This window comes from Enhygromyxa salina (genome assembly GCF_002994635.1).
Lineage (GTDB): Bacteria > Myxococcota_A > Polyangia > Nannocystales > Nannocystaceae > Plesiocystis > Plesiocystis salina_B.
Genome location: NZ_PVNL01000040.1, coordinates 14,840 through 37,573 on the forward strand (window position 1 = coordinate 14,840; position 22,734 = coordinate 37,573).

Sequence of the window (22,734 nt, forward strand, 5' to 3'; positions counted from 1 at the left end):
GCCCCTCACAGGCCCTTGTAGACAAAGCGCTCTTTGACGACCTTGCCGTCCTTCCACGTGCGCACGGCGATCTCGTCCATTGTCATGCGATTGCCGTCTTTGAAGGTCACGTCGATGAATTGCTCGCAGAAGCTGGTGTCGCCTTCGACAGCGGAAGCGCCAATCCTGAACTCGTGGACCTGCTCGACGTTGCTGAAGAACTCCAGCTCGCGCTCGCGGTTGACTTGTTTGCCTTCGAAGATCTGATCGTTCTCCATCATCACGACGTCGTCGGCGTAGTACTGCTCGAAGCCCTCGAGGGCTTTGCCTCGGCGGATTAAGTCGTTGAGGTCGGTATCGTGCTTGCGTGTGTCGGACATGGGTGGGTGCTCCTCGAGCGTCGGTTGTGGGGGCGACGTTCGCGGATGGGCTGCTCGAAATCATGGGCGAACGGCACAGGTTGCGCGGATCTGAGCGGCATCGGTTGTCAGCAGTCTATACGCCGCCCAAACTGTGATGATCGGCAAATTCTGCTCCTGCGGCGCGGGTTGGCCGAATAAGTAGCGCACGCCGTCAGTCACGCCCCCGCACGAGCAGCCGCGCGAGGTCGTTGCGGGAGTCGATCTCGAGCTTGCGCAGCAAGTTCGCCGCGTGAAACTTCGCGGTCCTCGGCACCACCCCAAGCACGGTAGCGATGTCGTCATGGCGATGACCCTGCAGCATCCAATACAGCACTTCGCGCTCCCGTGGAGTCAGCTGATGTTCACCCGCGAGCCTACCAACGACCTCCCTAATGTAGCCTGGCGCGAGCTCACCGCGCGTGGTGGACTCGCGGGCCGGCTCGAACAGCAGCGCGTTCGCATTAGCGAGACGAGCGCCATACGATATATCGGATACGAGCGCTAGTCGCCGCCGCCATCTGAGGGTGCAGGCGGCCGCGTTGACGAGGCTCTCGAGCAGGGCAGCGGGGGGTATGGGCCTCACGAGGCAATCGACGGCACCCCCTCGCAGGGCCTGGGCAATGTCCGGAGGGCCACCCCCACCAAGCACCACGACCGTGGCACAGGCGATCTCGGACGAGCGCAATGTCGTAATGACACCCGCGCTCCAACCACAGCTGCGGTGCACGGTGATGACGCCAATGTCGCAGGATGTGGTGATGTCGAGACCCAACCCAGGCGAAGTCCGCGAAATCACGCAACCCTGCCCCTCGAGCGCTGCGCTGACGTCATCCTCGCCCGCGCGATCGTCAGAGATGATCCGCACGGCCGCGCGCTCGAGAATTGGTAGGGAATGCATGATATCGAGGACGCCCGGGCTCGCTCCGATACAACGATCTGGATCACTCGTTGGGTTTACGCCGGACCGCGCCGCTCTGCTGGATCGTGTGTGTGAGCTCGTGTGCGAGGAGGTGACGCCCGCGATGGCTACTATAGTTTAGCTGGCCGGCGCCGAAGAAGAGATCTCGCCCGACCGTGAACGCGCGCGCACCGAGGCCGTGGGACAATGAGGCCGCCTGGGCGTCGCGGTGAATCCGGATGTCACTAAAGTCCGCGTTGAAGCGCGGCTCGAAATAGGACCTCGCCGAGCCCGGCAGCGCCTGGCCGCCGCTGGCTCGGGCGCTCGAGATCTCTGCGCTCGTGTCAGGCTGCAGCTGCGGGGTGGGGCCGGCCCCATCGTGTGGGCTGCGACGTAGGTCCTCCTCCGATTCACAGGTTGTGCAGGCTCGCTGAATGCCCGCGGCCCCGCCGCTCAGATCACCCTCGAGCTCACCGCCGTTCACGACGGCGTCGGCGACGGCGTCGGCTTCGCGCTCATAGGCATCATCAGCGGCGCCGATCTCGAGTTTATACTGCGGTGCGATTGGAGCCGTGTAGAGCTGGTCCACGTTGAACGCCGGTGACCACGAACGCGCAAATGGTTGTTTGTTGCGACCCGCGGCGTGATTGGCTTGATCTGGCTTCCAGCCTCCTAGCTTACTCAACGCGACGAATCCCATGGTCGGCGATTATGGGCTGCCGGTCGTTGGCGGTCAACCTGGCTGGCGGTTGGGGGTGAGCACAACCTCTGGGCTGTCACGCCAGCACGGCATTGTTGAAGTCTCCGATCCAACACGGCGCCACTGGGACGCGAGCCGCTGCCACGCCAGCGCCGAGCACCCCCGAATCGTCCGCCCAGGTCCGGCGGGTCGGACCTGAACCCGCGCGCCATGTCGCGCCGCGAGCACAGCGGCAGCGACGGCTCCCGCCGCCCACGTCTCCAGACTCACGGAGAACCCGCACAACTCGGTCAGCCTCCGGCGAGCATTTCTCCTGCACCCAAAAGCTCCGACCGTGGCTCTACATCAGCCAAGGTGCTCTCCGATCCCACCCCGACACCTCCCCGGGCCCGCCTGCGGCCCACTGGCTCCGACCCCCTCCATCAGCTGCGTTGGATGCGCAGCCTGGCCGGCTCGTGATCCATCCACGAACTCGCGTCAGCTTCATCTCCGAGCTGGTCTGCGACGGGGTCCTCGCGCTCGCGGACATTCCCCGCGGGACCATCGTGTGGACCCAAGACGCGCTCGACCAGGTGTTCGATCAGGCGGCGTTAGACCGATTCCCGCCCGCCATTCGGGCCCAGGTCGATCGCTACGCCCACCGCGACGCGCTGGGTCGCGCTGTGCTGTGCTGGGACGCCGGCCGCTACGTCAACCACCACTGCGACCCGGCGCTGCGTGGGGTCGGCCCGTGGTTCATGGTCGCGCGGCGCGACATCGCGGCCGGCGAGGAGATCACCTGTGACTACGCCGAGTGCAACCTCGACGAGGCGCTGATGTGCGAGTGCGCAGATCCAGCGTGCCGCGGCCAGGTTCACGGCCGGGACCTGCTCCGCCATGCCGGGCCCTGGGACGCCGAGGCCCGGGAGCTCGCCGGGCTGCTGCGCACCGTCAACCAGCCGCTGTGGCCCTACTTGCTCGATCCAGCCCAAGCGGAGGCGCTCCGTGAGGGGCAGCAGGATCCGATCTCGTTTCGGGATCAATGCGCGTACAAAGGTGGCAAGTGACCAAGCCCAGGCCCAAGTCCAAGTCCAAGCCCGAGCCACCATCCAAAGCCACACCCGCACCCAAGCACGAGGAAGTCCAGGTCCGGGTCCGTCGCTGGCGAGTCGAGGACGTCCCGGCGATCGTCGAGTGCCAGCGCAAGGCCTACGACGACTACACATCATCGGGCATGTACGACGCGCGCAACTACGAGATGCAGCTGCACGCGTTCCCCGAGGGCCAGTTTCTGGCCGAGATCGGCGGCAAGGTCGTTGGCTACGCGACCTCTCTGATCGTCCAGCTCGAGGATCTACCCGGCGCCTACGAATACGACGAGCTCACCGGCTCGGGCACCTTCAGCACCCACACGCCCGGCGGTGACACCCTGTACGGGGCCGACATCGCCGTCGACCCGGCGTTTCGTGGCGAGGGCGTCGCGGGCAAACTCTACATTCACCGCCACAAGCTGCTCAAGAAGTACAACCTGCGCCGGATGGTCGCGTATGGGCGGATCACCGGGTACCCCGAGCACGCCGGGAAGATGACCGCGGCCGAGTACGTCGCCGCGGTCGAGCGCGGCGAGCTGCGCGACCCGGCCCTGAACGCGCACCTCAAGGCTGGCTACCGGGTCAAGCGGGTCAGCCTGGAGATCATGCACGACGCCCCGAGCTTGAATTGGGCGACCTTCCTCGAGCTCGAGAACCTCGAGTTCAACCCACAGCGACGCCGGATCGCGGCGCCGCCCCTGCGCCGACCGGTCCGCAAGCTCAGGGTCTGCGCGGCCCAGTACCTGATGCGACGCGTGGACGACTGGGACGCGTTCGCGGCGAGTATACGGTTCTTCGCCGAGGTCGCCGATGAGTACAACGGACACTTCCTGGTCCTGCCGGAGCTCGTGATCGCCGTGTTGTTGCCGCTGGCGCCACGCGGCTGCGACGAGATCGAGGCCTTCCGGTTCGTCGCCACCTTTGCCGAGCGTTACCTGGAGCTCGTGCGGGGCCTGGCCCGCGAATTCAATTTCTACATCGTCGCTGGGTCGATCCCAGTGGTCACCGACGGTGAGATGCGCAATGTTTCATATCTGGTCTCGCCCACCGGACATGCCTACGCACAAGAGAAGCTGCACGTCACTCCAGGCGAGCGCAGCGCGTGGGGCATTCGACCCGGCGAGGGCCTCAGGGTGTTCGACACGCCGCTCGGCCGCGTCGCCATCCAGATCTGCTACGACATCGAATTTCCCGAGCTCTCGCGGATGCTGGGTCTGGCTGGGGCCGAGGTCATCTTCGTCCCGTTCAGCACCGACGAGCGCAAAGCTTACCAGCGGGTCCGCTACGCGTCGGCCGCTCGGGCGATCGAGAACTGTGTCTACGTGGTCCTGGCCGGCAACGCCGGCAACCTGCCCGCGCGCAATTATCTACTCAACTATGCGCGCTCGGCCGTATTGACATCTAGCGACTTTGGGTTCCCCGACGACGCCGTCATCGCCGAGGCCGACCCCAACGTGGAGACCGTCGTCGTCGCCGATCTCGATCTCCACGCGCTGAGTGTGCTACGTCAAGACGGAACCGTCCGCCCCCTCCAAGATCGTCGCTCCGACCTCTACGAAGTCAGGGCAAAAGTGCCTGTCGAGATCATTTCGGTGGAATGATGAACATGCGCAAATCCGCGTCCAGCTTCCTGTCAGACTGCGCGATCGGGCGGGTCGACCCGCGCTCGGATCAGCGATCGGTCTACGCGGCCCGACGGATCAACCCCGGCGAGCTGATCGCCGTGTTCGGCGGCAGCATCGTCACCCCCCAACAGATCGCCCAACTAGGCCCCGGCGCCGGCCGCTACGCCCTCCAGGTCGACGAAGACCTCTACCTCCTCAGCGACCGCGACGGCCCCGGCGACTGGATCAACCACTCGTGCCAGCCCAACGCCGGCTTCCGCGGCCAGGTCAGCCTCGTCGCCATGCACACAATCCCAGCCGGCGACGAGATCTGCTTCGACTACGCCATGGCCGACGGAAGCCCCTACGACGAGTTCGACTGTCAGTGCGGCACCCCCCGCTGCCGAGGCCGAGTCCGCGGCTCCGACTGGCAAATCCCCGAGCTATGGATCCGCTACCAAGGCCACTTTTCCACCTACCTAGCCGCCCGAATCGCCGGCCTAGTCACCACCCAACCAAATTTGGCCGCAATCTCATAGGGCACATTAAACCGCACCACAACCGATACTCGCCGCAACCACGAGAAGCGCCCTTAAGCAAACATTGACTTCCCGCACCCCCAAAAAGGAGCCCCAAGCAAGAGAATGACTTCCCGCACCCCCCAAAAAGGAGCCCCAAGCAAGAGTATGACTTCCCGCACCCCCAAGCAAGGGCCCGCAAGCACGAGAAGAAGCCCCCTTGGAGGGGGCCAATCATACGACCGCGAACAACCAGCCAAAGAGCAAGCGAGCGAAGCGAGTGCAGCCGAAGTGCGAAGTCGTATGTGGGGGTCTAAGTCAGTACACGCCGACAGAGCCTAGGGAGCGGTTGGCGTGGTGGACCAGGGCGATCTCGGCGAGCGCGTCGCGGCCGAGGGCTCGGTATGCACCCACCAACAGCTCCAGCCCGACCTCGCGATAATCATCCGCATCAAACCAGTGCAGCTCGCGGCCCAGCACCAGCGCGAACGCTGGCTTGCCGGCCTCGAGCTCCGCGCGCGCCCGCTTGATCCAGCCCTGAACCTCAAACCCCCGCGCCTGGTACGCGGCCGCGCGCTGGCGCGAGTCGACGTGGCGCCCGCGCGGGTCGCCGTCGCTGGGTCGCAGCGCGGGGCCCATGTCGCCGAGGATCTGCGGACGGCGAACGCCGGCCCAGATCGACTTGGGGTCAGCCTCGCGCAGGCGCGCGTCGGGCTGAAGGAAGGCTTCGACGGCGGCCGCGAGCGCAGACAGGTTGGCCTGCTTGGGCTCGTTGGCGTTGCGGATCATCTCGTCGATCTGCTTGCGGAGCAGCAGGATCATGCTTGGCTGGCGCTGGTCCCAGGTCTCGGCCGAGTCGCGGGCATAGTTGGCGACGATCGTGGATGGCGGCTGCGAGGGGTCGTCGTACCAGAGTCCGTAGTGGAGACCGTCGCTCTCGCCCCAGGCGATCGTCACGAACTCGGGCGGATCGCAGCGAAACCGACAGTCGAGCCGCGGATCGAGCCCGTCGGCGGGGGTGCGCTCGAGCCCGCCGTCCTCGAACCACATCATGATGCCGCCGGTCCGGCGACCGATGTACGTCAGGCCCCGGCGCTCGAAGCTGTTGAGGCTGCGGACCAGCGCCGCCCAGCCGATCAAGTGGCGTGGCGCGATCAAGCCGAACACGTCGCGGAGCTTGGCCGCGACCGCGTCGAAGCGCTCGGTGCAGATCCGCAGCGCGGTGCTGCGACGCTGCTCGGCATCGGGCCCGCAGAGCATGTCGACGATGCCCGGTTGATCGTGATCGAGGGCCGGCAGGTCCAACGCGATCTCGAGCCCGAACTCGAGGCCCTTTTGCAGACCGATCGAGACCAGCCGACCGACGGCTTCGAGCGCGATCTCGAGGGCTTCCTCGAGCGTGGTGTCGGCGTCGCCGAGCACCAGATCCGCCGACGGACCACGGTAGGTCTCGGCGTCGATGAGCGACATCGTCGCGACCCAACCCAGACCTTCGACCTTGCACGGCGGATCCCAGCACGCGAGCTTGCAGTCTTCGGCCTCGAGGTTGAAGGCTTCCCGCAGCGCCTCGAGCTGTTCGTCGTCCGACTGCCCCACATGAACACCCTAGCTGTTTTTGACCCGAGGCTGCTTTGGACCCCGGGTTGTTTTACAACCCTGCCAGCCCCGCACGTGCCAACCGCTCGCGGTCGGTCGGTCGCTTCCCGCGATGCGCTGGTCGGTTGCGCCCGATGCAGGTGTGGCTCGTGCAGCTTTTGTGATCAGCAGTGTACGTTTTGCAGGAACCGCGCTCGGCGCGGTGGAATCGTAAGTAGGTTCTCACACTGTCCCACGCGCATCGCGTCATCCGCCCGTGGTCACGATTCGCCCAGCATCTCGAGGAACTCGGTCTCGGTGATGATTTTTAGCGGAGCACCGGCCTGGATCAGCTGCTCCGCCTTCTTCTGCTTGCTCGACTTGGCGCCCTTGCCAGCGCCTACGACCAGGTAGTCGAGGGCCTTGTTGACGGCCGATCCCGTGATGCCACCGTGTGCCACGACCATTTCCTGGGCCGCTTTTCGCGTGAAGCCTTCGAGCGTGCCAGTGAACAGAAAGCTCTTACCGTTGAGCACACCCTCACGGGGGGCGTCGCTCGCTTCGGTCTCGGACTTGTCGGGCATGTCGACGACGGTCACATGCGCGAGCAGGGCGTCGATCAGCTCGCTGCGGGTCTCGAGGCCGCTGAGGATCGCGTCGGCGATCGCGTCTTTGATGCCCCTGACGCCGAGCAGCGCGTCACGGTCGACGCTGCGCACGGCCGCGAGCGTGCGGAACTCGTCGGCGAGCAGCAGGGCGTTTTGCTTGCCCAGATGGTCGATGCCCAGGGCCTGCAGAAACACCGACAGCTCGATGGTCTTGTGGGCCTCGACCTGGTCGACGAGGTTCTGGGCGCTGCGCCGGCCGAGCCGGTCGAGGCCCTCGAGGTCGTCGGTGGTGAGGGTGTAGAAATCAGCGGGGCTCGACAGCAGGCCGGCGTCGACGGCCTGGGTGACGACCTTGGGGCCGAAGCCCTGGATGTCGACGACCTTAGCGAAGTGCTGCAGCTCGCCGAGCCGGGCCGACACGCACTGCTCGGGCTTCGAGCAGAACAAGAACTCACCGTCGCGCTTCTTGCGGCGCTCGGCTTCGCTCCCGCAGGCGGGGCAGCGCTTGGGGACCTCGAATTTCTTGGCGCCGGGGCCCGGCGTGATCATGCGCTCGACATGGGGGATGACCCCGCCCCGCCGGGTGACCTCGATGATCGCACCCTCGGTCAGGTCGAGCTCGTCGAAGCGGTTGAGGTTGTGCAGCCCCGCGCGGCCGATCATCGCGCCCGACAGCTCGATCGGCGTGAACAGGCCGACCGGCGTGATCGTGCCGGTGCGGCTGACCGACCACAGCACCTCTTGCAAGGTCGTGGTCCCGGTGTCGCCCTGAAACTTGTAGGCGATCGACCAGCGCGGGTGATGCCCGGTCTCGCCAAGCCGGGCCTGCTCGCCGGCGTCGGCGGCGCGATAGACCACGCCGTCGATCTCGTAGTCGAGCGTGGCGCGGCGGGCCGACCACGACTCGAAGCTGGCTTGCAGCTCGGCGCGGGCGACGAACTCGCACTCTTCGATCGCGAAGCCAAGCCGCTCGAGCAGCTCGAATTTCTCGCGCTCGTGGCTGAGGCCGTGGTTGAGCAGATCGTAGGCGTAGAAGCTGAGCGTGTAGGCGCCGGTCCGGCCCCGCTCTTTGTGCTTGATCGCGCCTGCGGTGAGGTTGCGCGGGTTCGAGTACTGCTGTTTGTAGCGCTCGAACACCGACAGGCGCATGAACAGCTCGCCGCGGATCTCGAACCCGAGCTGGCTGCCCGCGAGCCCGGCCAGCGCCTTCTTGTCGAGTTGCTTGGGGATGTCGGCGACCTCGAGCGCGTTGATCGTGATGTCCTCGCCCTCGCTGCCGTTGCCGCGCGTGGCCGCGAGGAACAGCTCACCGGTGTCGGTGTAGCGCAGCGAGCAGGCGACGCCGTCCATCTTGGGCATCGACAGGATGTCGCCCTCGAACTTGTCGGCCCACGCGGCCAGCTCTTCGATGCTGTAGCCCTTGTCGAGCGAGAGCATGTTGCGGGTGTGGCGAACCGGCGCGCCGAGCCGCTGCGCTGGCGGGATGTTGCGGGTCGCGTCGGCCTCGATCACCGGGCCGGTCGGGGTCGTCTCGCCGAGCTCGTTCAGCACCGGGTTGTCGGGCTGCACGCGGCGCAGGGTCTCGACCAGGCGATCGTAGAGCGGGTCCGAGATGGTCGGCGCGTTGTTGTCCCAGTACTCGCGGTTGGTCCGGCGAATCAGGGCCTCGAGCGTGGCGGCGTCGAAGCTTGCCAGCCCCGCCGCGATCGCGGCTTCGTCCATGGACTCGATCTGTTCGGGGGTCGCAGCGCTCGCCATTGCGGAACCTCGATACCAACGAAGCACCGTCGCGAGCCAGCGAATTCCGCGGTCTGCATGGTCTCGCCTGGATCACGCGAAAACGCCCGAATTCGTATGAATCCGGGCGTTTGGTGGTTCATTCAACCAGGGTTCAGCGCCCGCGCTTTTTCTTGTCGTAGGCCTTGAGGAAGGCCTCGGCGTCCTCGACCTCGGCCGGCTTCTCGACGTCCTTTTTCATGTTGTCGAGGTTGACGTCGACCTTGGTGAACCGGGCCAGCATCTGGAACAGGGCGGTGCGGGTGTACATGGCGGGCGGGCGCGCGTCGTCGCCCTCGACGCCGCGGTTGATGCCCTTGGGGATCCGCTCGAGCACGCAGTCGACGGCGGCGCTCACCAGCTTGTCCTCGTTCTTCTCGGTCGAGTTGAGCCCGGCGAGCAACGGCTGCGTGTCGGCGAAGTCGTTGATCGCCCCGTCGAGCGCCATGCGCGAGGCGCAGTAGGCGTAGTCGGGATCGTTCTCGTCGGGCACCTGCCCGGTCTCGAAGTCGCCGCCGGCTGCGGACAAGGTCGCGAAGTCCGAGAACACCTGCCGGTAGATCAGCGAGCGCAGGTAAGCCTCACGCAGGGCGTCGCCGCGCAGCTTCTTGTCGAACACGAAGGTGATCTCCTGGTAGCCGCCGCCGAGGTCCTCGCGGTGGATACCAAACCCGAGCTCGGGCTCGGGCTTGACCTTGACGCCCTCGGGGATCAGCGACGAGCCTTGCATCGCCCAGCGCGCGTGGGTGTCCCCGCGGAACTCCTCTTGCTCGCGCAGCTTGTCCAGGTTGTTGAACATCTTGAACAGGGCGTCGTCGCCGTTGATCGTCTTGGCCCAGCTGGCGAACTCCGCGTCGTGCGCGGCCTCCCAGGTGATAGGCTCCGGCTCCTTCATCTCGAAGGTCTTGCGCAGGTTGCGAAGCACCGGCTTGAACGGCTGGTCGTAGGCGACGACCCGCCGCGCGTACATCTTGACGCCCATCCAGCTGTCCCAGATCTCGTCCTTGCGAGCCAGATAGTCGGCCTTGAGCTCGGTCGCTGCGGTCTTCAGCTCGCCGTCGAGCGCGTTGATCGCCGTGTCGGCGCCCTCGGACGAGAAGAAGTCGAGCAGGCGCAGATCGCCGTACACCACGCGGATCAGATCGCGCTCCTCGGGGCTGAAGGCGTACTTGATCTTGTTGAGCTGCTCGGGGAAGTACAGCTCCGCGTCGTTGCGGACCGCGAACGCGTCGGCCTCGGCCACGCCGCGGATGATCGCCTTGGCCTGCTCGGCCTTGCTCGTGCCCGAGCGAATGTTGACGATCGCGAGCACGCCGGGGTTGGTGATCGCGAAGTCTTGCCCCTCGGGCACCGCGTCCGACGCCTCCTGGACGGCCGGCAGCGAGTCCGCCGCGTAGAGCAGCGTGAGCACCGGCTCGAGCGCGTCGCGGGTTGGGTGCGGCGGGATCTTCGGCACGTCGTCGGCGGTCTTGCCGTCGTCGGGCGTCATGCTGTCGAACGCCATCTGCTGGCGCATGCGATCTTCACGGCTGGTACAAGCGACGGCGGTCAGCACCGTCATCGTGAGCGCGATCGAGCTAATTCGTTGCATTCGTGACTCGTCTTGGGGCGGGCCAGAACCCGCGATCAGGTGGCGTGGACGCGTTCACCCTAGGCGGACGCTGGCCGCGCTGTCAAACCACAAGTTCCTGCGATAACACGGCTTTTCGAGCCGTTGCGCCACGCCGGGGGCGTCCGCGCGCCGTGCAACCGTCACCCCCTGCCGTGCAGCGCGCAACCTGACCTAACTGGCTCTACACGTACGGCTACACCGTTTGGGCGGTTGACCGTGGCCACCCGTGGGACCATGCTTGCCCCGCAACTCGCACGTGCACGGAAGAGTTGCGGATCGAAAGAGAAACACGATGTCCGAGACGCAAACGCAGAGCAGCCCCGAGCTTACCCAGCCCAGCCCGGATGCGATGGAGATGGACCCAATGGCCGGCGGCCTGACGCTGACCACCGTCGCCGCCGAGAAGGTCGCCGAGATCCGCAAGGCCGAAGACATCGAAGACAGCTACTCGCTGCGCGTGAAGGTGATCGGCGGCGGGTGTGCCGGGTTCCAGTACGACCTGTTCTTCGATGAGTCCGCCGAGGGCGACAACGAGTTCGAGGTCCACGGGGTCAAGCTCGTGTGTGACCAGATGAGCTTCATGTACCTGATGGGGACGGAGATCGACTACGTCGAGGGTCTGCAGGGCGCGGGCTTCAAGTTCGGCAACCCCAACACGACCGGCAGCTGCGGCTGCGGCAGCAGCTTTTCCGTGTGAGGTTTTAGACCCCCACAGGCGGCTTCGCACTTCGGGTCACTCGCTTCGCTCGCTCCCTCTTGGCCGACTGTTCGCATCCGCATGTGTGGCCCCCTGGAAGGGGGCTTCTTCGTGTCTTGGACCCCCACAGGCGGCTTCGCACTTCGGGGTCACTCGCTTCGCTCGCTCCCTCTTGGCCGATGGTTCGCATCCGCATGTGTGGCCCCCTGGAAGGGGGCTTGTCTCCTCGTGAGCGGGGGGGACTCGTTGCTCGCGGGACTCCGGGACTCGTTGCTCGTGGGACTCGTTGCTTGCGTGACTCGAGGCTTCTTCGCTGCTCGGAAATGCGGTCAGAGCCCTCCTCCTAGACCTAGAGCGCCGATCAGTCAGGAATAGCGAACAAACGGAACGAGTCCCGCGAGCAACGAGTCCCGCGAGCAACGAGTCCCCCGCTCACGAGGAGATGAGCCCCCTCCTAGGGGGCCACACATGCGGATGCGAACAAACGGCCAAGCGGGAGCGAGCGAAGCGAGTGACCCCGAAGTGCGAAGCCGCCTGTGGGGGTCCAAGAGACGAAGGAGCCCCCTCCTAGGGGGCCACACATGCGGATGCGAACAAACGGCCAAGCGGGAGCGAGCGAAGCGAGTGACCCCGAAGTGGGAAGCCGCCTGTGGGGGTCCAAGACACGAAGGAGCCCCCTCCTAGGGGGCCACACATGCGGATGCGAACAAACGGCCAAGCGGGAGCGAGCGAAGCGAGTGACCCCGAAGTGGGAAGCCGCCTGTGGGGGTCCAAGACACGAAGGAGCCCCCTCCCAGGGGGCCACACATGCGGATGCGAACAAACGGCCAAGCGGGAGCGAGCGAAGCGAGTGACCCCGAAGTGCCAAATTGCCTGTGGGGGTCACAAACAATGCTGACGGAGGATTTTGGGCTTCGGCTCGATGGGGTTCATGAGGAGCTGCGCGACCCGGGGCGGCTTCGGTTTGCCGCGGTCATTGGGCTGTTGCTCGATGGTGATCCCGGGCTCGATGGGCCGGCGCTGGTGTTGATCGAGCGCTCGAGCAAGCTGCGCCAGCATGCGGGGCAGATCGCGTTTCCGGGCGGGAAGGTCGAGCCGGGGGATCGGGACTTGCTCGACACGGCGCTTCGCGAAGCTTCGGAGGAAGTCGGGCTGCCGCGGGAGCAGGTGCGGGTGCTGGGGCGGCTGTCTCCGGTGCCGACTCCGACCGGCTATATGATCGTGCCATATGTTGGGCGTGTGCTGGGTGACTGGCAGCCGCGGCCCGCGAGCGGTGAGGTCGAGCGGATCCTCATGCCGTCACTGCGCACGCTGATGGACCCGGCGATCCATCGGCTCACGGGCAGCGTCGAGTGGGAAGGGGAGCGCTACGACCTGCATCAATTCGACATCGCCGATCCACCCCTGTGGGGTGCCACGGCGCGGATGGTCTGGGATCTCCTCGAACGAATTCGCGCTTGAGAGGGTGATCCGGCTTTCATATTTTTCGAACCAAGATGTCATCGAGGCTATGATTCGTGACGAGTCAGGGCGGCTCGGTTAGAGTGCGGCGGCAACCAACCACTGCACTGGAGACTTGTACACCGATGACACTTCGAACAACTGAATCTGTATTGCTGTCGCTGCCTCTCGCCCTGGCGATGAGCCTGTCTGCCTGTGGCGATAGCTCGGCCGACGCGGGCGACGACGAGACCGCGGGGAGCGAGACCGCCACCGAGACTGGCGAGCCCACGGGCGACGGCGATGGCGACGGTGACACGGGCGATGGCGATGGCGATCCTGCCGGCGACGGTGACGCCGACACCAGCTGCCCGATCGGCTCGCTCGGGTGTCCATGCACGGGCGGCGGCTCGTGTGACCTTGGCCTGATGTGCGAAGGCGGCGAGTGTGTGCCGGCATCGGGCGACGGCGACGGCGACACCGGTGACGGCGACGGCGACGGCGACACCGGTGACGGCGACGGCGACACGGGCGGCACGGCCTGCAACGGCGACGAGTTCATCGCGATCGAGGCTGTGGACGCGAACGAGATCGTCGGCTGGAATGAGACCATGAGCCAGCTCGGCGAAGGGCTGATCCTGGCGTACGACAACGAGTCGCCCAACGCGTACGTCCAGTTCGATCTGGACATCCCGTGCGACGACGACTGGCACATCTGGGTGCGCGGCATCGACAACCAGGACGCCGACTCCTACTTCGTGCTGGTCGATGGCGGTCCCATGCCCGTGCCGATCTTCGAGATCGACTGCACCCCCGGACCGAACGGTCCCGAGTATCTGTGGGCTGAGCTGAACTGGCGCGACCAGATGGAGCCCAGCTGTGAGTACGTCGAGGATCCGTGGGTTCAGACCTGGGACGCTGGCGCGCACACGTTCACGATTGGGTATCGGCCGCAAGAGGCCTATGCGCTGTCGAGGATCTGGCTGACCAACACGGATCAGACCCCGCCCTGAGCCCGCTAGCGGGGGACTGGGGGGTCAACGGCGACCGCTGCGAATCGCCGCTAGACTGAGGGTCGGCGATGACTCCCCGTCCAGATCCTCTGCTCGACGACGACGAACTCGCGGCGCTCGCCGAGCTCGCCGCCGATCTCGGGCTGCTCCGACTTGGCGCGGTCAGCCTCGATCACCCCGGGTTCGCCCCGGCCCGCGCGACTTTGGCCGACTACCTCGACCGCAGCGCCGAGGGCGAGATGGCGTTCCTCTCGCGGACCCGAGCGGTCCGCATGGATCCCGCGCAAATGCTCCCGGGTGCTCGCTCGGCCCTGGTCGCCGTCGTGCCCTACGCCGGCGAGCCGGGCCCGGTCGCTCGCTACGCGCAGTGGAGCGACTACCACACGGAGATCCACCGTCGCCTCGAGCGCCTGAGCGAGCACCTGCACGCGCGCGTGCCCGACATCGAGAGCCTGATCTGCGTCGACACCAAGCCGGTCCTCGAGCGCGCCGTCGCGGTCCTGGCTGGGCTCGGGTTCCTCGGCAAGAACGGCTGCCTGATCGTGCCGGGGCTGGGCAGCTACGTGCTGATCGCCGTGCTGCTCACGACCGCGCAGTGGACTGGCACCGATCGCAGCCCAACCTACGCGCACGATCACAGCCACCCGCCATGGGACGCGTGCGGGAGCTGTCGCCTGTGCCTGGAGCACTGCCCAACCGACGCGTTCGACTCGCCCGGCAAGCTCGACCCGCGCCGCTGCATCTCGTACCTCACGATCGAGCATCGCGGCCCGATCCCGGAGGCCCTCGCCACTCGCATGGGCCAGCGGATCGCCGGCTGTGATGTCTGCCAGGAGGTCTGCCCCTACAACCGCTCGAGCACTCGCGAGGATCGCGTGCCCGCTTCCGCGTGGCTCGACCCCCCGCCCGGACACGCGCGGGTGCCCGACTTGCCGCGCCTCGCGAACGTCGGCAACAACCAGCATCGGCAGTTCGTGAAGCAGACCGCGCTCAATCGAATCCCCCGCGCCGCGCTGCGCCGCAACGCGATCCTGGCGCTCGGAAATGGAGATGGACCCGCGAACGAGCACGAGGCCGAGGCGCTGCGGCTGGCCATGGCCGACCCGTCACCCGAGCTGGCCGCGCTGGCTCGGTGGGCAGCGGCGCGCAGGTGTGTCGAGTCGCCAGAGTAATTGTGCACACGCAGTTAGCAGCCACATGTGTGGCCTAACCCATTACGATTTCCATTCGCTTCACTATCATTGCCCGGGAGATAGGTTTGGCTTGAATCATATTTGTGTGGGCTATAAAAGATCGCTGTGTCCCGTCGAATTGCTCCGTTGAAGACCCTGGTCGTGCTCATGGGCGCGATGGCTTCGAGCGCTTGCTACTCGGGGATCGACCCCGACACGTGGTACCTCGACGGCGGCTTTGGAGACACGCTCGGCGAGACGGATGGCAGCGAGGCGGCCGACAGTGCTCAGGGAGACGGTGACGGGGATCCAAGCTCGACGACTGGCGACGGTGACGGTGACGGCGATCCGACGACCGGCGATCCCACGACTGGCGACGGCGATGGCGATCCCGACCCGACGACCGGCGATGGCGATCCCGACCCGACGACCGGAGACGGCGACGGCGACGGCGACGGCGATCCGACGACCGGAGGACCGAGCACGGGCGACGGCGACGGCGACGGCGAAGGCGATCCGCTCCCGAACAACCCGTACTGCAACCCGGTCTCCGACTGGGCGCAGAGCTGGGTCGACAAGGAGCTCGAGGTCATCGAGCTCGTCAACATGGCTCGGGCCCAGGGCGGAAACTGTGGCAGCGAAGGCGACTTTGCGCCCTCCGGGCCGCTGACCTGGGAAGCCGCCCTGACCTGCGCCGCGCGTGTCCACTCCAAGGACATGGCGGACAATAATTATTTCTCGCACACCAACCAGCAGGGCAACGGCCCGGGGTGGCGTCTGGGCCAGGCCGGCTACGACGGCGGCGGCTGGGGCGAGAACATTGCGGCTGGCTACCCGAGCCCCAGCGACGTCGTACAGGGTTGGCTCGACTCCGACGGACACTGCGCGAACATGCTCAACGGGAGCTTCACGCTGATCGGGGTTGGGTACGCGTCTGGCAACGGCCAGTACGGCAGCTACTGGACCCAGAACTTCGGCAAGTAGTTGGCCTGAGTCGTGGCCTACAGGGTGCGCAGGTAGGCCACGATCGCGTCGACGTCGTGACCCGAGTACTCGCTGTCGGACCGGGTGGCCTCGAGCATGTCGAGCACGGCCGAGCGTAGGTCCGCGGTGCGACCGTCGTGCATGTAAGGCGGCCGCAGGGCGACGCGTCGCAGGCTTGGCACCTGAAGGGGCTTGCCGCGAAACGCCACGGTCTGGTCGTTTGTCAGGCGCGCGCCCGAGTGGCAGGTGGTGCACCCGTAGTCGACGAACAGGGCCTCACCCTCGGCGCGCAAGCTCTCGTCGACGTCCGTGCCCGCTGGGGCGCGCTTGGTCGAGAACAGCCAGCGCTCGAACGCGGCCGCGCGGGCGTCGGATTGGACCGCGCCGCCCATGCGATGGCTGTAGACCACATTGCTGAGGGTCTGGAAGTCAGTCATGTCGCCGTCCCAGTGAAACGGCGCCGACCCTTCGAGGCCGACCTCGGGGCTCTGCGTGCGCCGCCGGCCAATGTCCTCGAAGCTCCACACGTGCCCGTCGTCCGTGGCTTCGGGGTGGCAAGACGCGCACGAGATCGAGGCCGCGGTGACGCGGTGGTAGAGGTCGTGGCCAGTGTCGAACCGGCTCTTGCTGCTCAGCTCGAGCGTGAGCTCGTGCTCGCGCGAGGAGTTGTAGACATACAGCGCGCTCGGCTCGCGACTTTGGACGAGCAGCCGGCCATCGGGGAGGTAGGCGACGGAGACTGGCTGGCCTGGGGTCGACAGGGCGCCGAAGCCCTCGAAGCAAAAGTCCTCGTCGTTGTTGAAGTGGACGTCGCCCTCGCCCTCGCGCGCGCCGGCCACGGCGATAGCGATCTCTCCGTCTGGACTGATCGCAAGATCGACCGCGGGGGTCGGGCCGGCCATCCGCGTGGTGGTGGGTGAGTTCGAGTCCACCCAGGTACTGACGCTGGCCGTCACGATTGGAGGCTGGCAGAAGCTCCCGCCGCCATAGGGCGCGCCCGAGTCTCCGCCACCGTCGTCGTCGCCGCCTTCTTCGCCGCCGGGCGGGGTGGAGAGCCGGACCTCCGTCGTCGCCGAGAGTTGATGGAGCATCGCGACGCGGCCGGGCTCGACCTCGAGCATTCGCCACGCGACGGTCGGCACCGCGGCCTCGGCCGCCGGAGGGGCGCGCCGCCCGGTCACGAACAGCCCCGGCATCGCCACCTCGAGGATCTCGGCGGACCGGAGCCGACTGACCAGCAGGGTGTCGCCGTCGATCACGATGTCACGCAGGTCTGGCTCGAGGAAGCGGCGCTGGACCTCACCAGCGTCGCTGTGCTCGGGCATGGTGACCAGGGTGCCGTCGGCGCAGGCGACGTACAGCTGCGCGTTCGCGTCATTGAACGCGATGCCGCGGGGATCCGTGCACAGGTGACGGCGCTCGAGGATCTCGCCGGAGTTGATGTCGATCGTTGCGACATCGCCAGCTTGGCGCAGCACGACGTGGGCGAGCCCCTCGCTGCCCTCGACGCTGCGCCCTGGCTCCGCGCCCTCCTCGAACAAGGCGTCCGCCTCGAACCGCGCGGGCGAGATCGACACGATGTGAACCCGATCACGATCGGCGTCGGCGATCAGGACCCGGCCGTCGGACAGGACCAGCATCGTGCCCCCGCTGATCGCGGGCGGCGGGACCTCGCTGACAACCGGCGCCTGGTTGTCGACGATGATCGGGACCTCGGGATCCTGGCTCTGGCAGGCGGTCAGTGCAGATAGGAGAACGAACAGTCCGAGACCAAAGTGCGTGCGCATATGAAGTCCAGCTCCGGTGTAGCATGACCGGATTTTGTGACATCCGTCCAGCGCCGTGGATCTTTCACCAGAACTTGGGTCGATGTTCCTAGGTTGATCGGCCCGAGCCGGCGGGCTGGTTCAGCCGTGCTCGCGGACGACGTCGAGCAACCCCTCGCCGTAGCGCTCGGCCTTGGTCGGGCCGATCCCGTGGGCTTGCTGCAGCTGGGCGAGGTTGCGCGGCTTGAGCAGGGCGATCTCGCGCAGGGTCCGATCGCTGGCGACCACATAGGGCGGCACCTCTTCGGCCTTGGAGACGTCGAGCCGATGGGCGCGCAGCCGCTCGAACAGCGCCTGCGCGGCCTTGTCGAGCTCGCTGCCGTCGGTGTTGGGGCGGCGCTCCCGGGGCTGGCTGCGGCGCTCGGGCAGGTCTGTCGGTGGCAGCACGATCCGGGCCGGTCGCGCGGCCATCATGACCTCGCGGCCGGCGTCGGTCAGGACCGCGAGCGGGCGATCACCGGGCGTGTACTCCACCCACCCGGCGGCGACGCAGCGGTGCATGAGCTTCTTGATCCAGTGCTCCGGGAATTCCGAGAGCGCGCCGAAGGTCTTGACCCGATCGAGCCCGCCCCGCTGCAGGCGGTTGTCGTCGACCCCCGCGAGCAGCTTGACGGCGGCCGTCAGCCCGTAGGTTCGGTGGATCCGGGCGACCCCCGACAGCGCCTTGCGGACGATCAAGGTGGTCTGCTCGTCGTCAAACTCGGCCTGGTCGTCGTCGCCGAGCGCCTCGCACACGTCACAGTGACCGCAGCCCTCGAGCAGCTCGTCCTCGTCGCCGAAGTAGCGGAGGATCGCGTCGTGGCGGCAGGTGCCGCTCTCGGCCCAGCGGATCAGCTCGAGGAACATGCCCCACTTGTGGTCGACCACGTCGGGGTCGGGGGCGCGGCCGTCGATGTCGTACTCGAGCAGGCGGCGGCGTAGAGGTAGATCCTGGGCCGAGTAGATCATCAGGCCGTACGCGGGCTCGCCGTCACGGCCGGCGCGACCGACCTCTTGGTAGTAGGCCTCGACCGAGCCGGGCGGCGACCAGTGGATCACCGCCCGGACGTCGCTGCGATCGATGCCCATACCGAACGCGTTGGTGGCGACGACGACCTGCAGCTCGCCGCTGGAGAACGCCTGCTGCACGCGCTCGCGCAGGCCACCGTCGAGCCCGGCGTGGTAGGCCCCGCACTTCCAACCTTTCTCTTGCAGGCGCTCGGACTCTTGCTCGGTGATCTTGCGGGTTGGTGCATAGATGATCGCCGCGCCTGGGGAGCTGCTGGGGCTGTGGTCGCTGGGTTGCCCGAGCGCCTGACCCAGCAGCGCGTCGATCTGGTCGCGGCGATCGCTGGGACGCCCGGCTTCGATCGCGCGCAGGCGCAGGTTGGGACGCGCGAAGCCCCGCACGATCTGCGGGGTGTTGGCGTCGAGGTGGAGCTTGGCCAGGATCTCGTCACGCACGATCGGCGTGGCCGTGGCGGTGCAGGCCAAGACCCGGGTGCCGCCGGGCAGCGAGCGGATGAACTCGCCGATCTGCAGGTACTCGGGGCGAAAGTCGTGACCCCACTCGGAGATGCAGTGCGCCTCGTCGACGGCGACCAGCGGGACGTGAATGCGCGACAACAGCCCGCGAAACCCACCGAAGGTGAGGCGCTCGGGGGCGACGTAGACCAGCTTGTAGGCGCCGGCCGCGATGTCGCGCATGCGCTGGCGCAGCTCGTCGCTGTCGAGGGTCGAGGCCAGGAAGGTCGCGGGCACACCGCAGGCCTGCATGCTCGCGACCTGGTCGTGCATGAGGGCGATCAGCGGGGAGATCACCAAGGTGGTGCCGGGCATCAGCGCGGCGGGCAGCTGGTAGGTCAGGCTCTTGCCGCCGCCGGTCGGGGCGACCAGGAGCAGGCGCTGGGACTCGAGCAGCGCCTGCACGGCCTCGCGCTGGCCGGGGCGGAATTGCTCGTGATGGAAGATTTGCAGGCCTGCGTCTAGATCGAGTGCGCCGCCCTCGAGGGCAGGCAACAGCGGATCCGCGCGCTGGGGGGCGCGCTCGGGGGTGTACGGATCAGGGGCGTCTGCGTGCTCGAAGACCTCGTCGAAGTCGTCGAGTGGGACCTGATCCAGCCAATCAGGTGGCTCGAGGTTGGAACGAGGATCAGCCATCGTGGTCCGGTATCGGCCACCGTCAGGGGGATTTGCAAGCGACGGCAAAAAAACTCGCTGATCGTCGATCGCGCGGGGCGATGGGTGCACTGGTCACATCCACGCAGCCGCGCCGCCACACTCGCCGCCGATCTCGGCTTGCTCTAAGCTCCTCCGATGCGACGCCTCTGGCCAATGGGACTGATCCTGCTGTTCGCGTGCAAGCCCGGCGACGGCGAAGCCACGACAGACGAAAAGGTTGCGACACGCGAGGCCACGCCCGGCGCCGACGCCAAGTCCGGCGCCGACGCCAAGCCCGAGCCCGCGTCCACGCCCGAGCCCGCGTCCACGCCCGAGGCGAAGCCCAAGTCCGAGCCCGCCAAGCCCAAGCCCGACGAGGCCCTCGAGCTTCGCCGCGAGCTGCTCGCGCTGCTCAACGAGGGCCGCAAGCTGACCAAGCAAGAGCAGTACGGTCCGGCGATGGCCAAGTACCGCGAGGCGCTGGCGATCGACGCCAGCGACGTGGCGGTGCTCGGCGAGCTGGGGTGGGCAGCGTACAGGTCGGGCGATCTCGAGCTGGCCCATCGCACCACCGTGGGCGCGCTCAAGTTCGTGCGGGAGGACAAGCAGCGGGGCATGCTGCTCTACAACCTTGGCCGGGTCGAAGAGGACCGCAACAACGCTCCGGCTGCGATCACGCACTACCGCGACTCGCTCGCGGCCCGACCTGGCAACGCGACCGTGCAGGCGCGGCTCGACGCGCTGGTGGCCGCGAGCACGACCGCGCAGCCAGCCGCGCCGATCATCGCGGAGGACATGTACCGCCCGCTCGAGACCCTTGGCATCAAGCTCGCTGACCTCAGCGCGGCCTGCAAGCTGCTCGTCGCGACCCGCTGCGAGGACTACACGATGGAGGAGGGCGAGTCATGCACCTGTGAGCCCCAGCTGCTCGCCGCCCCGGGTGCCGACCAGAGCTGGGGGCTGCTCAGCCTGCACAGCGAAGGCATGCCCTCGCAAGCGGCGTGGTTCCCGGTCGTGCAGACGGACGCGGGCTGGACCGCGTTTGTCGAGGTGCTCTACGAGTACAACCCGGGGGCGTTTGGCGTGTTCGAAGAGGTGGTGATCGGCGAGTCGACGATCGAGCCGTTGCTGGCCAAGGGGAGCCAGCTGGTCATGCACGTCCGCAAGGACCGCATGGATCGCGACATGGGCCTCAACGAGATAGAATTCGAGAACTACGCCGCGACCGTCGTGTGTGCCCGTGATGAGCTCGGGGCTTACTGCACGCGGGCGTTGGTCGAGGAGTACCGCTACTCACGCGAGATCGAGTTCGAGGACGAGGACGCGGACGGCGAGTTCGCGGGCATCGACCACGACGGGGTGCCGACCAGCCAGGGTCTGGTCGCGTCGTTCGAGTTCGACGAGGGCGGGCTGTCGATCACGTGGACGAAGGTCGAAGGTGGGTACGACCGCACGGGCCCGAACGTCGTCGTTCCTGGGTGGGTGCTGGCGGCTGGGCGCTACCCGCTCACGAAGCTGCTCGGGCTGCCGGTCGCGCCTTGAGTGGTCGACGCATGGATCGGGCGGGTCGACGGCGATTTGCCGCGACCGTCGTGCTCGTGGGCTCGAGCGCCGCTGGCTTGGCTTGCACCGACCGCGAGTCGCCAGGGGGTGAGCTCGGGACCGCCGCGGACACGACCGGGACCACGGCGCCGGGCGACGGTGATCCAGGCGACGGTGATCCAGGCGACGGCGACGGCGACGGCGATCCTGGAGGTCCGCTGCCCAACATCGACGTGCTCATGACCCGGGATCTGGTCGAGGACTCGGTGTGGACGACCACCCAACAGTTCGCGCCTGACGACTGCGCGATCGTGGAGGGCTGCATCGATCAGCCCGGCGCGCGTCGACTGCTGCGGTTCTCGACCTACACGCCCAACGTTGGGGTGGCCGACTTCGTCGGGGGCAGCCCCACCTTGGAGCCCGAGCGCTTCACGTGGGACGAGTGCCACGAGCACTGGCACTTCTTGAACTACGCCGCGTACCGGCTGCTCGACGAGCGGGGGAAGATCGTCGCCAGCGGCCACAAGATGTCGTTCTCGCTGATGGATCTCGCCCCATGGCAGGCAGACGCCGAGCCCGGCAAGTACCCACTGCACGACGGGACCCAGGGCATCAGCGTGGGCTGGGCCGACGCCTACGTCAGCCAGATCGACTGTCAATGGGTCGACATCACGGGGCTCGCGGCCGGCGAGTACCAGCTCGAGATCACCGTCAACCCCGACGCGGTGATCCAAGAGAGCGACCATGGCGACAACACGCTGCTGATCCCGATCTCGCTGACCGACGTGGACAGCGGGCCGCCCGGACCGCCCGATGACTGGAGCTGTCCGCTGCCGACGTATGGCGCCAACGACGTGTGTGACTGTGGCTGCGGGGCCTTTGATCCGGACTGCCCCAACCCGACCGCCGCCGCGTGTGAGGTGTGCAACCAAGTTGGGTCCTGCGCACAGGACGAGGCCGATTGCAGCTCGATCGCGCCAAACGACAACGCGATGTGCGAATGAACGAGGTGCCCTGTCGACGCGGACGTGATCAGCTAGACTGACGCGATGGTGCGTCCTGACGAACGGGGAGCGCGGCTGGCGAAAGCCAGGCGAGTTTGTCGTTCACGCTGCACCGCTCCAGCGGGTTCGAGTCCCGTCTCGGAGAGGCCACTGGTAAGCCGTGTGCGGGAAAATCG

Annotated in this window: 18 protein-coding genes; 10 read left to right on the forward strand and 8 right to left on the reverse strand. The window is 67.0% G+C overall.

What is annotated here, in order from left to right:
• Positions 1-5: 5 nt before the first annotated feature.
• The 3 genes from ENSA7_RS08435 to ENSA7_RS08445 all read right to left on the reverse strand — a co-directional run bounded on the left by ENSA7_RS08435 (position 6) and on the right by ENSA7_RS08445 (position 1,963).
• Positions 6-359 carry a nuclear transport factor 2 family protein gene (locus ENSA7_RS08435; protein ID WP_106088705.1) on the reverse strand — a complete coding sequence of 118 codons (354 nt, stop codon included), beginning with the start codon at positions 357-359 and terminating at the stop codon, positions 6-8.
• A gap of 193 nt (positions 360-552) precedes the next feature.
• Positions 553-1,278 carry a LuxR C-terminal-related transcriptional regulator gene (locus ENSA7_RS45730; RefSeq protein ID WP_106088706.1) on the reverse strand — a complete coding sequence of 242 codons (726 nt, stop codon included), beginning with the start codon at positions 1,276-1,278 and terminating at the stop codon, positions 553-555.
• Positions 1,279-1,321: 43 nt separating this feature from the next.
• Positions 1,322-1,963 carry an eCIS core domain-containing protein gene (locus tag ENSA7_RS08445; RefSeq protein WP_181233467.1) on the reverse strand — a complete coding sequence of 214 codons (642 nt, stop codon included), beginning with the start codon at positions 1,961-1,963 and terminating at the stop codon, positions 1,322-1,324.
• Positions 1,964-2,433: 470 nt separating this feature from the next.
• Here ENSA7_RS08445 and ENSA7_RS43380 point away from each other — a divergent pair, with 470 nt between their 5' ends.
• From ENSA7_RS43380 to ENSA7_RS08460, 3 genes are read left to right on the forward strand one after another with little or no spacing between them, the layout of a single operon-like run.
• Complete coding sequence (locus tag ENSA7_RS43380; RefSeq protein WP_181233469.1) at positions 2,434-3,024, forward strand: SET domain-containing protein; 591 nt, start codon at positions 2,434-2,436, stop codon at positions 3,022-3,024.
• Positions 3,021-4,649 carry a bifunctional GNAT family N-acetyltransferase/carbon-nitrogen hydrolase family protein gene (locus tag ENSA7_RS08455; protein ID WP_219907929.1) on the forward strand — a complete coding sequence of 543 codons (1,629 nt, stop codon included), beginning with the start codon at positions 3,021-3,023 and terminating at the stop codon, positions 4,647-4,649. The genes ENSA7_RS43380 and ENSA7_RS08455 overlap by 4 nt, the downstream gene beginning before the upstream one ends.
• Before the next feature lie 5 nt (positions 4,650-4,654).
• Positions 4,655-5,191 (forward strand): SET domain-containing protein, encoded by a 537-nt coding sequence (locus tag ENSA7_RS08460; RefSeq protein WP_181233471.1) that lies wholly within the window; start codon positions 4,655-4,657, stop codon positions 5,189-5,191.
• 297 nt (positions 5,192-5,488) lie between these two features.
• On the opposite strand, the gene ENSA7_RS08465 is transcribed toward ENSA7_RS08460, so the two are convergent.
• The 3 genes from ENSA7_RS08465 to ENSA7_RS08475 all read right to left on the reverse strand — a co-directional run bounded on the left by ENSA7_RS08465 (position 5,489) and on the right by ENSA7_RS08475 (position 10,720).
• Positions 5,489-6,766: an ADP-ribosylation family protein gene (locus ENSA7_RS08465; RefSeq protein WP_106088711.1), complete on the reverse strand. Its 1,278-nt coding sequence runs from the start codon at positions 6,764-6,766 to the stop codon at positions 5,489-5,491.
• A gap of 260 nt (positions 6,767-7,026) precedes the next feature.
• The gene (ligA, locus tag ENSA7_RS08470; protein ID WP_106088712.1) at positions 7,027-9,111 is read right to left on the reverse strand and encodes an NAD-dependent DNA ligase LigA; all 2,085 of its coding nucleotides are present in this window, start codon (positions 9,109-9,111) and stop codon (positions 7,027-7,029) included.
• A 133-nt stretch (positions 9,112-9,244) separates the two neighbouring features.
• Positions 9,245-10,720 (reverse strand): hypothetical protein, encoded by a 1,476-nt coding sequence (locus tag ENSA7_RS08475; protein ID WP_106088713.1) that lies wholly within the window; start codon positions 10,718-10,720, stop codon positions 9,245-9,247.
• A 313-nt stretch (positions 10,721-11,033) separates the two neighbouring features.
• On the opposite strand from ENSA7_RS08475, the gene erpA reads away from it, so the two are divergent.
• The 5 genes from erpA to ENSA7_RS08500 all read left to right on the forward strand — a co-directional run bounded on the left by erpA (position 11,034) and on the right by ENSA7_RS08500 (position 16,047).
• The gene (gene erpA / locus ENSA7_RS08480; RefSeq protein ID WP_106088714.1) at positions 11,034-11,438 is read left to right on the forward strand and encodes an iron-sulfur cluster insertion protein ErpA; all 405 of its coding nucleotides are present in this window, start codon (positions 11,034-11,036) and stop codon (positions 11,436-11,438) included.
• Between the two features lie 891 nt (positions 11,439-12,329).
• A complete protein-coding gene (locus ENSA7_RS08485) occupies positions 12,330-12,899 on the forward strand; it encodes an NUDIX hydrolase (RefSeq protein ID WP_181233473.1) in 570 nt (189 codons plus the stop codon).
• Between the two features lie 179 nt (positions 12,900-13,078).
• Positions 13,079-13,891, forward strand: a complete 813-nt coding sequence (locus ENSA7_RS08490; RefSeq protein WP_146157471.1) for a hypothetical protein — start codon at positions 13,079-13,081, stop codon at positions 13,889-13,891.
• A gap of 68 nt (positions 13,892-13,959) precedes the next feature.
• Positions 13,960-15,063 carry a tRNA epoxyqueuosine(34) reductase QueG gene (queG, locus tag ENSA7_RS08495; RefSeq protein ID WP_106088717.1) on the forward strand — a complete coding sequence of 368 codons (1,104 nt, stop codon included), beginning with the start codon at positions 13,960-13,962 and terminating at the stop codon, positions 15,061-15,063.
• A 126-nt stretch (positions 15,064-15,189) separates the two neighbouring features.
• On the forward strand, positions 15,190-16,047 hold the full coding sequence (locus tag ENSA7_RS08500) for a CAP domain-containing protein (RefSeq protein WP_244923756.1): 858 nt from the start codon (positions 15,190-15,192) through the stop codon (positions 16,045-16,047).
• 17 nt (positions 16,048-16,064) lie between these two features.
• Here ENSA7_RS08500 and ENSA7_RS08505 read toward each other — a convergent pair whose 3' ends face one another.
• Both ENSA7_RS08505 and ENSA7_RS08510 read right to left on the reverse strand, forming a co-directional pair.
• Positions 16,065-17,834: a c-type cytochrome gene (locus tag ENSA7_RS08505; protein ID WP_106088718.1), complete on the reverse strand. Its 1,770-nt coding sequence runs from the start codon at positions 17,832-17,834 to the stop codon at positions 16,065-16,067.
• Between the two features lie 120 nt (positions 17,835-17,954).
• Positions 17,955-20,012, reverse strand: a complete 2,058-nt coding sequence (locus ENSA7_RS08510; RefSeq protein ID WP_106088719.1) for a RecQ family ATP-dependent DNA helicase — start codon at positions 20,010-20,012, stop codon at positions 17,955-17,957.
• Positions 20,013-20,168: 156 nt separating this feature from the next.
• On the opposite strand from ENSA7_RS08510, the gene ENSA7_RS08520 reads away from it, so the two are divergent.
• Together ENSA7_RS08520 and ENSA7_RS08525 are read left to right on the forward strand one after the other, a co-directional pair.
• Positions 20,169-21,554: a tetratricopeptide repeat protein gene (locus tag ENSA7_RS08520; RefSeq protein ID WP_181233475.1), complete on the forward strand. Its 1,386-nt coding sequence runs from the start codon at positions 20,169-20,171 to the stop codon at positions 21,552-21,554.
• The gene (locus tag ENSA7_RS08525) at positions 21,551-22,558 is read left to right on the forward strand and encodes a lysyl oxidase family protein (RefSeq protein ID WP_146157473.1); all 1,008 of its coding nucleotides are present in this window, start codon (positions 21,551-21,553) and stop codon (positions 22,556-22,558) included. The genes ENSA7_RS08520 and ENSA7_RS08525 overlap by 4 nt, the downstream gene beginning before the upstream one ends.
• Positions 22,559-22,734 lie beyond the last annotated feature (176 nt).